General features: G+C 39.7%; 9 protein-coding genes. 8 read left to right on the top strand and 1 reads right to left on the bottom strand.

Annotated features, from left to right (window positions below; all coding sequences use genetic code 11):
* The first annotated feature begins 404 nt into the window (after positions 1 to 404).
* Complete coding sequence (locus HPY74_17190; protein NSW92371.1) at positions 405 to 1,415, top strand: transcriptional regulator; 1,011 nt, start codon at positions 405 to 407, stop codon at positions 1,413 to 1,415.
* A 269-nt stretch (positions 1,416 to 1,684) separates the two neighbouring features.
* Here the strand turns inward: HPY74_17190 and HPY74_17185 are convergent, their stop codons facing one another.
* Positions 1,685 to 2,713 (bottom strand): IS630 family transposase, encoded by a 1,029-nt coding sequence (locus tag HPY74_17185; protein ID NSW92370.1) that lies wholly within the window; start codon positions 2,711 to 2,713, stop codon positions 1,685 to 1,687.
* Positions 2,714 to 2,856: 143 nt separating this feature from the next.
* Between HPY74_17185 and cas3 the strand changes: the two genes are divergently transcribed.
* The 7 genes from cas3 to cas2 are packed head-to-tail and all read left to right on the top strand — an operon-like array spanning position 2,857 to position 11,282.
* Positions 2,857 to 5,382: a CRISPR-associated helicase Cas3' gene (gene cas3 / locus HPY74_17180; GenBank protein ID NSW92369.1), complete on the top strand. Its 2,526-nt coding sequence runs from the start codon at positions 2,857 to 2,859 to the stop codon at positions 5,380 to 5,382.
* Between the two features lie 12 nt (positions 5,383 to 5,394).
* On the top strand, positions 5,395 to 6,120 hold the full coding sequence (gene cas5c, locus HPY74_17175; protein NSW92368.1) for a type I-C CRISPR-associated protein Cas5: 726 nt from the start codon (positions 5,395 to 5,397) through the stop codon (positions 6,118 to 6,120).
* Positions 6,120 to 8,330 (top strand): type I-C CRISPR-associated protein Cas8c/Csd1, encoded by a 2,211-nt coding sequence (gene cas8c / locus HPY74_17170; GenBank protein NSW92367.1) that lies wholly within the window; start codon positions 6,120 to 6,122, stop codon positions 8,328 to 8,330. The genes cas5c and cas8c overlap by 1 nt, the downstream gene beginning before the upstream one ends.
* A 51-nt stretch (positions 8,331 to 8,381) precedes the next feature.
* Positions 8,382 to 9,251 (top strand): type I-C CRISPR-associated protein Cas7/Csd2, encoded by an 870-nt coding sequence (gene cas7c, locus HPY74_17165; GenBank protein NSW92366.1) that lies wholly within the window; start codon positions 8,382 to 8,384, stop codon positions 9,249 to 9,251.
* A 6-nt stretch (positions 9,252 to 9,257) separates the two neighbouring features.
* Positions 9,258 to 9,923, top strand: a complete 666-nt coding sequence (gene cas4, locus HPY74_17160) for a CRISPR-associated protein Cas4 (protein ID NSW92365.1) — start codon at positions 9,258 to 9,260, stop codon at positions 9,921 to 9,923.
* A 24-nt stretch (positions 9,924 to 9,947) separates the two neighbouring features.
* On the top strand, positions 9,948 to 10,979 hold the full coding sequence (gene cas1c / locus HPY74_17155; GenBank protein NSW92364.1) for a type I-C CRISPR-associated endonuclease Cas1: 1,032 nt from the start codon (positions 9,948 to 9,950) through the stop codon (positions 10,977 to 10,979).
* A gap of 12 nt (positions 10,980 to 10,991) precedes the next feature.
* Positions 10,992 to 11,282 (top strand): CRISPR-associated endonuclease Cas2, encoded by a 291-nt coding sequence (gene cas2, locus HPY74_17150; GenBank protein NSW92363.1) that lies wholly within the window; start codon positions 10,992 to 10,994, stop codon positions 11,280 to 11,282.
* Positions 11,283 to 11,483: the final 201 nt, after the last annotated feature.

Below are 11,483 nucleotides of genomic sequence, written 5' to 3'. Positions count from 1 at the left end.
CTGCTATCCATGTTCCTGCATTTTCCATTTGAGCAACCCTCCATAGAAGTCATATATATTATCATAACACAGAAAAGGCAGTAGAAGGTTGAGGGATTCCGTAGAATATAAAAAGATACGGCGATGTTAACAATTATATGACATAATAAGCCAGAAAAGGATGAAATTGATATATAAAATCTTACCCATTTAAACCTTATCCTAACGTAGGCCCAATATGCTGATTTTGTTTTTGATAAGCATGAATGTAAATAATCTTCGTAAAAAACTATATTTTGAAAAATAAAAATATGTATAGAAATTTATGGATAAATAGAGGAAATTTGCATAGTCTGCCGAATGAAAATATTTAGTGGTAAATTATGAGAAATATATCATATCATCAAATGGGGGAGATGTTGTCAATGGCATCTGGTAACAACTCTCGCGCCACAGCCTTCAGCCGCGCTCATTATGCCCGCATATATCATATCCACAAACTCCTAAGCACAAATCGCTACCCGCGGATTTCCGAAATCGCAGAAAAATTTGAAGTAAGCACCAGAACCGTTGAACGCGATATTGAGCACATGCGCGATCGGTTAGGCGCGCCTATCTGTTATTGCCATTCAAAAAAAGGCTACTACTATGAGAAAGAGGGGTTTCAGCTGCCGCCCCTTAGCATTACTGAAGAGGAGCTTATTACTTTGTTTTTGGGGCAAAGGCTTTTGTCTCAGTTTATGGGCACGCCTTTTGAGAATACCATCCGAAATGCATTTGAAAAGATACTGGCGGCAATACCGGAGGATGATATAGTTGATTTGTCCTCTATATACGATATAGTGTCCTTCGATATCAAGCCTTTGAGGGGTGACGAAGAAAGGGTGGTGCAAAACTACAGCAGGCTTGCTTCTGCAATAGAGAATAAAACAAAAGTGTGGTTGAGGTATTACAGTGCAAGCAGTGATAAAATAAACGAACGGTATGTCGACCCGTATCACCTTAGGTATCACCAAGGGGCATGGTATCTGATTGGATACTGCAATTTGAGAGAAGCAATTAGGATATTTGCATTGGACAGGATACTTGACTTGAAGAATACTAAGGAGCCCTTCAAGATGTCGGAAGGCTTTGTTTTAGAAGACTATTTGTCCAGCGCATTAGGGATAGAGACAGGAGAAGAAAGTCAAGAAGTATGTATTCGTTTTGACCGGCACCAGTCAAGGTGGGTACGGGAAAGACGATGGCACCATACGCAAAAGATTGAGCCCCAGGATGATGGTTCAATTATCCTGCGCATGACCGTATCAGGACTGGGTGAAGTAAAGCGATGGGTCCTCGGCTTTGGCAGACATGCTGAGGTGCTGTACCCTGAGAAACTGAGGAAGGAAATAATGAAAGAAGCGGAAAATATGCTAAGCAATTATATCAGATAAGGCAGAATGTATGTTCCCGACCTTATTTGTCGGTGGCATAAGTATATAATTGGTGATGACTAGGCTTATTCAAATAAGGCAATAACAATTGATTAAGCAAGGGAACTCAGTTGAGAATATTTCAACTGTAATAATGCTTCTATTAGCAACTATGCCGGTCTGTTAAAGGATGGAATAATCACTTTTCGACAGGCCGTAGTATCATCATATATATATTTATTAGTCAATTTACCAAGATAGTATTACTTAAGTAATAAGCCGGAACCAGTTTAAATATTTACAGGTGCAAGCTGCAATATCTTTACCGGTTTAAGCTTAACAAAAAAGTTATGTATTATTTGCATGATGTCATCTAAAGATGCATAACACCTATTAGCAAAAATACGGTTCTTTAAAAACCACCACACTTTTTCAGTAGGGTTAAGATGTGGACTGTACCTTGGCAAAAACAATAGTTTTATTCGTGGATGCTTTTCAATCCATTTGGCTGTACCTTTGGAGGTGTGGCAAGGACCATTATCAGCAATAATATAAATGGTTCCTGTAGTATGAGCATTTTCAATCTGTGACAGATACTCGCAAAACTCACCCGTCCTCTTTCTGTCAAAGATTTGATAGAACCATTGTCCGTTTAACACATCCAAACCTCCAAAAATTGCTTTCTTTTTGTTTGTCCCTGGGGTAGGGATGCGCACCTGTTTACCAGGTGGCATCCACATTGCCCTCAAAGGAGGGAGCAAGTGTACATCCCATTCATCCACGAACACAACTAAGTCATCGGGACCTGCGTTATTGATTGCTTCTCTGATGGCAGCCATCTTAGCTTCTGCCTCAGGGTCTTCAGCATTTACTACCGTATGTCGGGGACGTCCCCAACGATAACCAAGTTTTTTTAATTGCCTTTTTATGGTTGTTTTACTGGGGTTAACGCTGTATTCAGTTTGCAGTTGATAAAGAATGTGGGAAATGGTCCAGCACGTCTGGAGATACCCAAAATCTAATGGACTTTTATCCATAAACTCCTTTAGAGCATCCCGGGTCTTATCCCCCAGTGTTGCAGGCCTTCCAACCTTATGTTCTTTATCCTTAAGCCCGTCAATACCACTATCTCTATATTTTTTGAGCCAGGATAGTACAGTGGGATGGCTTATGCCCAATGCTTTTGCGATATCAGGCGCACTACTGCCTGCATCGTTTAGAAGAATGATATTAGCTCGGAAAGATATCTTTCCTTTACCTTGTTTACTGAGCCTTTCCAGACGGTATCTTTCTTCTGATGTTAGATTTATTTTTATCATGTGATATAACCCCCTTTAATATAAGGATTATAACACATGTTTACATAATGTAAACTGGTAATGCTTTCTTACTTAGGTGGTTAAATCGTGTTTATCCGTATGAAAAGGATGAAAATTGGAGTTAAGCTTATGGAGAAGGAGGGATTATCATAGAAAACAAGTCTTCTAAAGAAAACCTTGAAACTAAGGTGGAGTTTATTGCGCATTACCGTGAAAAAGATAAAAAAAATCAAAGCTTATGGGTACATTTACAAGAAACTTCTCTACTGGCAGGCGAATTTGCCTCAAAAATTGGGTTAAAGAAACACGGAGAACTGCTCGGATTATTGCATGATCTAGGTAAAGCAACTCAAGAATTTGACCAGTATATAAGATCAGCAGTTGATTTAATTGATCCTGATGAAGATGATTACATAGATGTTACAGGAAAAAAAGGTAAAATCGACCATTCGACTGCTGGGGCTCAAATTATAAATCTACATTTTTCTGGTAAAGGTAATGATGGCTTGATAGCATCACAGATTCTGTCTATAGCAATTGCTTCACACCATTCTGGATTAATAGACGCCTTAACACCGAACGGTGAAGACAATTTTTCTCGACGGATAAATAAATCAGATAAAAAAACAAGAGCCAAAGAGGCACTATCCAACTTGAATGATAAAGTAAGACACAAAATGGAAGAGTTATTATCCGATAGATTAATTATAAGTCAATTGCGGCAAAAGCTACTATCTTTGCAAGAAGAAAATGACTCTAAGGAAACGCTTACATTTAAGATCGGTTTATTAACGAGATTCCTTTTTAGTTGTCTTATTGATGCGGACAGGCTTGACACTGCGAATTTTGAATTCCCGGAAGCAGGGGAATTAAGAAACAAAGTGTCTTATGTTTCTTGGTCGGTGTTGATAGAGAAACTGAATTCGTATTTAAGTAAATTTGATAATCAAAGCGATGAGAATATTAAACGAAGAAAAGTGAATGCTCTTCGTCAGGATATCTCCAACCAGTGCTTTAAGTTTTCGAGCAAACCAAAAGGCCTATACCAACTAACGGTTCCAACTGGGGGAGGCAAAACATTAGCAAGTCTGCGCTTTGCTTTAAACCATGCAAATAAGCATAAAATGGACCGAATTTTCTACATTATTCCCTTTACCTCAATTATTGATCAGAATGCTGAAACAGCGAGGGAGGTTTTAGAAGATAAAACAGATGAAGGGAAATTCGCAATTGATGTTGTTCTGGAACATCATTCTAACTTGACCCCAGATGAAGAAAACACTCAGCAAAGGCTTTTATCTGAAAACTGGGATGCGCCGGTGATATTTACAACCATGGTTCAGTTTTTGGAAGCTTTATTTGGCTTTGGTACAAGAAACGCTCGAAGAATGCATCAGCTAGCGAACTCTATTATCATTTTTGATGAAATACAAACCCTACCTATTAAGTGTGTCCATCTTTTTAATGTAGCAATACGATTTTTAGTACAAAACTGTGGTTCAACGGTAGTACTAAGTACTGCCACCCAGCCTTTGTTGAATGAAGTGAAACCTAAAGAAAGGGCTCTACATATTACTACAGAGCAGCAAATGGTCTCGGATGTCCAGAAATTATTTAAAGAATTGAAACGAGTGGAGGTTTACGACCAACGCAAGATTGGTGGCTGGACATACTCTGATCTTATTAATCTTATTGATAAAGAGATAAATGAAACAGGCAGTGTCTTGGTTGTAGTAAACACTAAAAAATCAGCAAGGGAGCTTTTCCAACAAGTGAAGAGTCATTTGACAACTCAGGCCTTTCATCTGAGTACAAATATGTGTCCAGCGCATCGAATAGAAGTATTAAACGATATAAGAAAGTATTTAGAAAAGAAGGAACCGGTTATCTGCATCAGCACTCAACTAATTGAAGCTGGTGTTGATATAGATTTTGGTTCAGTAATACGCTATCTTGCAGGGCTCGACTCGATTACACAGGCCGCCGGCCGTTGTAATCGAAATGGAGCAAGGCCACAACTAGGGAGAGTTTTTGTCATTAATCCTCAGGAAGAGAATCTTGACAGATTGATAGATATCAAAGAGGGTAGAGATATAGCTGAGCGTATACTTGATGAGTATAAAACCGATCCAGAACAGTTTGGAGGTGATCTTTTAAGCCCAAAAGTGATGGAACGTTATTATCAGTATTATTTCTTTAAGCGAGCAAACATAATGAATTATCCGGTCGGCAGTAATTCAGTAGTCGGTAGATCGGACGATCTGTTTGAGCTTTTATCAACAAATACCAAGACCATTCAGGAATTTCAAAGAATAAATCAATCTTATCCTCAAATATTACTGCGGCAATCGTTTATGGCTGCGGCAAAATCTTTTGAGGTGATAGGCGCACCAACACGAGGAGTAGTCGTTCCTTATAAAGAAGGTGCAGAGATTATTACTGAGTTATGTGCCGCGGACAACCTGGAGAAGCAGTATAAATTATTAAAGAGGGCGCAGAGATATTCCGTTAACGTTTTTCCAGATTTGTTTGACAGGCTTTTTAAGCAAAAAATCATTCGTGAAGCGCAAAAAGGTACTGGTGTTTTCTATCTGGATACACGATATTACAACGATGAATATGGTATGAGTGAGTCTGTTGTTAATGAAATGGAAGTTTTACAGGGTTAAGGAGGTAAAGTTATGGAGAACAAGGTGAGTTTTAAAGTCTACGGCAAATTTGCCCTATTTACTGACCCACTGACTAAGATTGGAGGGGAAAAATGTTCTTACCAAATCCCAACCTACCAAGCGCTAAAAGGTATCATAGAATCGGTTTATTGGAAACCCACAATTATTTGGATTATCGATAAAGTGAGAGTTATGAAACCGATAAAAACACAGACAAAGAGCGTTAAGCCACTCAACTATGGCGAGAGTAAAGCACCCTATTCCCTTTCAATATATACCTATCTTTCCGATGTGGAGTATCAGGTTCAGGCACATTTTAAATGGAACTTGCATCGTGAGGATATGTCGAAGGATCGGAACGAGAACAAGCATTATTTTGTTGCCAAGCGGATGATTGAGCGGGGTGGCAGAAGGGATATTTTTCTGGGAACGCGCGAGTGCCAGGGCTATGTGGAGCCATGCTGTTTCGGCGAGGGCGAGGGCTTTTACGACAATTATGGAGAATTGTCATTTGATCTGATGTTCCATGGATTTGATTACCCTGATGAATTAGGTAAGGATGAACTTCACGCTAGATTTTGGCGACCGAAGATGGTCAATGGTATTATTGAGTTTATCCGTCCGGAAGACTGCGAGATTCGTAAATTCGTAAAAAAAATGTCTGCGAATCCTCCCGTATCTGTTGGTTTAGATGAGGAAGGTCTTCTAGAAGGGTATTGTACAGAGGGGGTTAGGTAATGAGTTGGATACAAAAGCTCTATGAGACTTATGAAAATTGTCAATCTATGGTTGGGAAAAGTACTGATGACAATAACACGCCTCTTCTTCCGATCTGCCATACCACTCAAATAGCCCAAATAGAAGTTACTATTGACCAAGAAGGCAATTTTAAGCGGGCGAGAGTGGTCCCAAAGGATGACGCGAAGACAATTATTCCTTGTACGGAAGATTCTGGGGGAAGAACAAGTGGGTTAAGGCCGCATCCACTCTGTGATAAATTACAGTATGTAGCCGCAGATTATCAGCAGTATGGAGGGAGCAAGAAACCTTGTTTTCGCCTTGACGATTCACCATATGGAAATAATGACATAGAAACCGAATATTTCAAAAATGAATTGGAGGGTACTAGTTATATATCGATTAAAGAGTTCTTTGACAAATATAAAAAGAAACTGCATGAGATATTTAGTGAATTAGTGAAAATCCCAAATTTAGTAGTTATTATCAATAGAAACGAATCTATAGAAAAAATACGAGAAGGTTCTGTAGATACAGAGACTATTATAAAAAACAAATATAAACTAATTGATATTTTCCCCAAGACACTCCAGAAAACAATTACTTATGAATATTTGTTAGAAAGATGGTGTGCGTCGGAGCATTCCCATCCCAAGGCGGAAGCGGTCCTAAAATATGTAAAGAAAGGAACTGTTGTAAAAGATCTTATTGATAGCAAAGTGTTATTTGTCGGAGAAAATGGAAAGCTCCTAAAAAAATGGGACAAGAAACAAAAAGATAATATTCCTGATATTTTCAAGCTATCTTTGGATGAACAGGCCGATGCTTTTGTTCGTTGGATAGTTGAAATCCCTAATGATCCTCAAAGCGCTGTGTGGTTAGATATGAGTTTATATGAGAGTTGGATTAAGTATTATTCATCTACTAAAAAAACTAAAACTCTTTGTTATGTTGTAGGCACAGATCTATTGGAGGCAGATCAGCACCCCAAAAAACTGCGGAATGATACCGATAGTGCCAAGCTTATCTCTGCTAATGATACCAGTGGATTTACTTTCCGTGGTCGTTTTCTAACTGCAGGACAAGCTTGTGGTGTTAGTTTAGACATCTCTCAAAAATCCCATCTAGCGCTTCGGTGGTTGATTGAAAGACAAGGCAAAGTATTTTACGAAGGAAAACGTAGAACACCAGGCTTAACAATTGTAGCATGGGCTATAACCGGAGAACAAATTCCTGACCCTTTAGCAGATTCCTTTTCTATAATGGGGTTTGATAAACTGGAAAGTGACTCGGAACCCATTGCCTCAAATGCACAAGATCTAGCTCTTAGATTAAAGAAAAAAATTTCTGGTTATAGCGTAACCCTTGGTGATACCACAGGAGTGGTTGTAATGGGATTGGATTCCGCTACCCCGGGAAGGATGTCCATTACTTTTTATCGTGAACTGACTGGTTCGGACTTTCTAGCAAGAGTAGAAAATTGGCATCAGACATGTTGCTGGATCCATAACTATCGGCCGAAGGAAATAGATGTTGCTGGTAAAAAGAAAACAATATATATACAATTTGTTGGGGCACCTGCTCCTAGTGATATAGCGGAAGCGGCTTATGGTAGTAAGGTCGATGATAGGCTTCGTAACGCGACTGTAGAACGAATTCTCCCCTGTATTATTGATGGGCAGAAAATTCCTAGAGATTTGGTAGAATCAGTTGTGCGGCAAGCTTCTAATCGAATTGCCATGGAAAACTGGGAATGGAATAAGACGCTCAGCATTGCCTGTGCGCTTTATAGAAAATATCATGAAAAGGAGGAATATGATATGGCCTTGGATGAAAACCGTACAACAAGGGATTATCTATACGGTAGATTGTTGGCTTTAGCGGATAATCTGGAACAATGGGCGTTGAGCAAAGCTAATGAAGACCGTCCAACAACCGCTGCGAGATTAATGCAACGATTTGCCGACCACCCTTATACAACATGGAGAACAATCGAATTATCATTACAACCTTACAAAGCTAGGTTAGGCGCTAAATCTTTATCAAGGCAGCGTTTAATCTCTGAAGTAACTACGAAGTTTAAACCGGATGATTACACCAACGATAAGAAATTAAGCGGTGAATTCTTGCTCGGATACCATTGCCAACGTGAGGCTCTTCGTAGCAAAGAAAAAGAAGAAGATCCAGAAGAAGGTATGTTACAAGAATGAGTTGACACCGAATATTCATGAAAATTTAATTTTAAAAAAAGGAGGCTTACCATGGAAACCTTGAAAAACAAGATTGATTTCGCGGTGATAATTAGCGTGAAGAATGCTAATCCAAATGGGGACCCGTTAAACGGAAACCGACCTCGTGTCAATTATAATGGCTTGGGAGAAATATCAGACGTTTGTATAAAAAGGAAAATTAGGAACCGTTTGATGGAATCTGGAAAATCTGTTTTTGTTCAATCAGATGATAACAAGACAGACGAGCACCCGAATTTAAGAGCAAGACAGTTAGAATTTGAGAAACAGTTTAAAATATCCAGCAAAGATCATGATAGAGAGGGTTACATAAAAGCTGTATGTGAGAAGTGGATAGATGTTCGCGCTTTCGGACAAGTTTTTGCGTTTGAAAAAAAGGGTGAAGAACAAGGTATATCAATAGGGATAAGAGGGCCAGTTTCTATTCATCCAGCTTTTAGTATTAGCCCTGTTGATCTGTCTAGTATTCAGATTACTAAAAGTACAACAAATGAAGGCGATGGTCTGAAGAAAACTCCCGATACTATGGGGATGAAACATCGTGTGGATCACGGGGTATATGTTTTTTATGGAAGCATGAATCCTCAACTTGCTAGCAAAACTGGTTTTAGCGATGAAGATGCTGAAGCGATCAAACAGGCTATTATAAGCTTATTTCAAAATGATGCTTCATCCGCAAGGCCTGAAGGCAGCATGGAAGTCTATAAGGTATATTGGTGGAAGCATAATTGTAAAAATGGACAATATTCATCGGCTAAGGTTCATAGGTCATTAAATGTAACTGTAAAGCCCGGTGTTACTGAACCAAAAGACATTTTGGATTATGAATTTCAATTACAGGAATTACCGTCTTTGACACCGGAGATTGTTAATGGGTTATAGGACAAGATGATGTTTTATGCGGATGACGATCTTCTTCTTCTCTCAGGAATTCAGCATTTTTCTTTTTGCCGTAGACAATGGGCTTTAATCTATATTGAGCAACAATGGGAGGAAAACCTGCTTACTTTCGGAGGCAGAGAGCTACATGAACGAGTGGATGACCCATTTTTTACAGAAGCGCGGGGAACGGTGCTTGTTACTCGTTCCCTGCCGATCGTTTCTTATAAATTAGGCCTATACGGGATGGCCGATGTTGTGGAATTTCACCGCAGCGAAGATGGGGTTCAGTTGAAAAATCGCCCTGGGAGGTGGATACCCTATCCTGTAGAATACAAGTACGGGAAACCAAAACCTGATGACCGTGATATAGTTCAGCTTTGTGCTCAAGGGATTTGTTTAGAGGAAATGTTCCAAACGTCTATTTCTGGAGGCGATATGTTTTATGGACGAATCCGGCGGCGGCAAAGGGTGGATTTTGATGATGGTCTTAGGCAACGGGTAATGGAACTGGCTTTGGAGATGCATCGACTTTTTAATGAAGGGGTGTCTCCATTGCCTCAAGAGACTATAGCTTGTAAGAGTTGTTCTTTGGTAGAAATTTGTTTACCTCATATGAGCAAACGACGTTCTGTCCGTCGCTATTTTGATGATGCCTTGCGTGAGTTAGAATAGTTTTAGGAGGTGAGCTTCCCAACATTGAGGAAATTACTTAACGTGTTATATGTCACTTCTCCGGAAGCATACCTTGCTAAGGATGGAGAGAATGTATTAGTTTTAGTGGGGGAAGAGACGAAGTTACGTATACCTGTACATAATTTGGAGGGCATTGTGTGTTTTGGTTATACAGGAGCAAGCCCAGCCTTAATGCATCTTTGCGCTGAACGAAACGTTGCTCTTTCGTTTCACTCGGAAAGTGGAAGGTTTTTAGCCAGAGTGACGGGGCGGGTTAGCGGCAATGTTCTGTTACGAAGAAGGCAATACCGAATTGCTGATAGTCCGGAAGAATCGTTACAGTTTGCAAAGGGCTTTATCTTTGGAAAAGTATATAATTGTAGATGCGTATTACAGCGGTTTTTGCGTGTTCATGGGGACAAAGGGGCTTTTCAGGATGTGCAGGATGCGGTAAAATTTCTTTCCTTACAGTTACAGAAAGTCGTTAACTGTCAAAATATTGATATTCTCCGTGGGATAGAAGGCGAATCCGCCCGGTCCTATTATGGTGTCTTTGACAACTTAATTCTAAATGAGAAGAAAGTTTTCCAGTTTACTGGCCGGAGTAAAAGACCACCTCTTGATCCGACCAATGCTTTACTATCTTTTTTGTACACTTTACTGGCACATGATTGCTTTTCAGCTTTTGAGACCGTTGGTCTGGACCCTCAAGTAGGTTTTTTACACAAGGAGCGTCCGGGACGTCCAAGCTTGGCCCTGGACTTGATGGAGGAACTTAGACCGTATTTAGTGGATCGTTTAACCCTGTCAATAATAAACAATCGTCAAGTAGATGCAAAAAACTTTATAGTAAAGGAATCTGGTGGGGTTATAATGAACGAGGAAATGCGTAAGGTAATCATTGCTAGTTGGCAAAGAAGGAAACAGGAAGAGGTAATGCATCCTTATTTAGGAGAAAAGATTGCCATAGGGCTAATCCCTTATGCACAAGCAATGTTACTTGCGCGCCATTTGAGAGGGGACCTCGATGCGTACCCTCCGTTCTTGATGAAATGATGGTGATTTTAAATGATGGTTTTAATTACTTATGATGTGAATACAGAGGATGCTGACGGAAAAAAACGTCTTCGAAAGGTGGCAAAACAGTGTCAAAACTACGGTCAAAGGGTTCAAAACTCAATTTTTGAATGTTTGGTTGACCCGGTTCAATTCGCACAGTTAAAGAGAAACCTGGAACAGATTATTGAGCCTAACAAAGATAGTTTAAGATATTATTTCTTGGGTAAAAACTGGAAAAATAGGGTTGAACATGTAGGAGCAAAACCAACTTATGACCCCGAAGGAGTATTAACTATTTAGCGCAAAGTAGAAGTCCCCATGCTTTTCTAAGTCAGATCGCGGCCCTACTTATATAATGGCTTGTCCAGTTTTTCTTTGTTTTGAAGTATCGCATTTCGGCTAATATCTGTAGGTTTGCGGAAAGAGATCTTAAAACCTAGGAACCATATGGGTTTGAGTATAGTACTGTGTCGCTCCCCACGCGGGAGCGTGGATTGAAAC

Source organism: Bacillota bacterium, assembly GCA_013314855.1.
Taxonomy (GTDB): Bacteria; Bacillota; Clostridia; order Acetivibrionales; family DUMC01; genus Ch48.
This window is presented reverse-complemented; position numbering and strand designations above follow the sequence as displayed.